The organism is Salinispora mooreana (assembly GCF_000379065.1).
Taxonomy (GTDB): Bacteria; Actinomycetota; Actinomycetes; order Mycobacteriales; family Micromonosporaceae; genus Micromonospora; species Micromonospora mooreana.
In genome coordinates this window covers 4,676,433-4,677,932 of the sequence record NZ_KB900614.1, presented here as the reverse complement: position 1 = coordinate 4,677,932, position 1,500 = coordinate 4,676,433, and the positions used below count along the sequence as shown (strand labels likewise).

The following is a 1,500-nucleotide window of genomic DNA, read 5'->3' as shown; positions in this document are numbered from 1 at the left end:
CCACGCACCGCAGCCAAACACCGCCACCATGCTCACACAAGCGACACGCCACAACGACCTAACAAAGCACTACTAGTTCCAGGGCGCGGTTGCCGGCGGCGTGGGGGCCAGGTGGGGTTGAAGGCCGAAGGCCTTCCAGATCCGACCCACCGTCGAGCGCGACAGCCCAGACTCGGCCGCCATCGACGCCCGCGACCAGTGCGTGGCGTCGGTCGGCGTGCGCTCCAAGGTAGCAACCACGACCTGCTCGACCTGCTCATCACCGATCGTGCGTGGTGCGCCCGGCCGGGGCTGGTCAACCAGACCCTGAAACCGGCGGGCCACGAACCGGTTACGCCACTTGCCCACCGTCTGCGGCCAGATCCCCCACTCCGCAGCAACATCCTGATTGGACTTGCCTTCCGCGCAGCCCAACACGATCCGACACCGCTGAGCCAGGGCCTACGACGACGTGGCCCGCCGTGACCAACGCACCAACGTCGCGCGTTCCTCATCGGTCAACGTCACCACAACCACCGGCCGACCTCTACGCGCCACCCACCAATCCTACAATTAATCAACGAATTCCCGGCGCAGGACACTAGTCTGACGGGCTAAGATCCGACCGAAACTACCGCCGGTCCCGGCAAGTTCGCTTCCGGGACCGGTGCTCCCACGACCAGAGTAGACGGAAACGATGCCCTTCAGAGCGCTCGTCCGCGCGGTGACCTTCCGGCCAGATTACCAACTGTTCACGCTACGAGACATCGACAGCGACGCAGGGGTCGGGGCCGGCGAGGCGATCGCAAGCGCCATTCGCGACATCGCCGCGTGCACCGGCTACGAGCTGTACGTCAAGGTCGTCCAAGACCTGCTACCGGTGACGGTCACCGTCGAGATCTGGGACACGAGCCCAGGTCCGACGAACCCGAGTGCCAACTGGTCGCCGACGTCGGTGTTCCGGCTACAGAGCCCCACCGGACAGCTCGTACTCAGTGCTCCCACCGGCGACGCTTTCGACGGCATCGACCCACCATCAGGGCCTGGCACCTACGCCATAGACGTTCACCACCGTGGTCGACAGGAAGCCGACGACGCTCGACAGAAGCTCCTCCAGGACACGACACGACTCGACGAACCAGGCGCCCGCCCTAGCCTTGAGCACTACCTGCTCCGGATGTGGCCCGGCTCGTAGCCGCCACCGACACTACGAATCGAGCGACAGCGGCCCCTCCTCGGAACTAACGGAAGACCTGGCCGGCATCAGGTCTTCCCAACGTTGAAGCCCAGAGCAACGCGAGGCACAGAAGACCCATCGCCCCGAGCCCGATGTACAGACCCCAGCCCACACTCATGCTCAGCCCGACGGACTCGTACGTCATAAAGCTCGTCACGGACGATGTTGCCGATCTCACCACCCGATGATTCGCCTGACACCCAACCCCCGCCCTGAATGTTGAGGACCGGGATCGACCACCAATACCCGACTGTCAGGGCCGTGCCACACAGAGCCACCAAGAG

At 64.6% G+C, this 1,500-nt stretch carries 2 protein-coding genes; one reads left to right on the top strand and one right to left on the bottom strand.

Annotated features, from left to right (window positions below):
- Window positions 1-72 precede the first annotated feature (72 nt).
- Window positions 73-438 (bottom strand): helix-turn-helix domain-containing protein, encoded by a 366-nt coding sequence (locus SALPAC6_RS28445; RefSeq protein ID WP_317889035.1) that lies wholly within the window; start codon window positions 436-438, stop codon window positions 73-75.
- A 238-nt stretch (window positions 439-676) separates the two neighbouring features.
- On the opposite strand from SALPAC6_RS28445, the gene SALPAC6_RS26575 reads away from it, so the two are divergent.
- Window positions 677-1,174 (top strand): hypothetical protein, encoded by a 498-nt coding sequence (locus SALPAC6_RS26575; protein WP_018255398.1) that lies wholly within the window; start codon window positions 677-679, stop codon window positions 1,172-1,174.
- Window positions 1,175-1,500 lie beyond the last annotated feature (326 nt).

Bases quoted from the DNA above. Each gene is read 5' to 3' on its own strand.
- SALPAC6_RS26575 (WP_018255398.1), top strand. From the start codon at position 677: ATGCCCTTCAGAGCGCTCGTCCGCGCGGTGACCTTCCGGCCAGATTAC.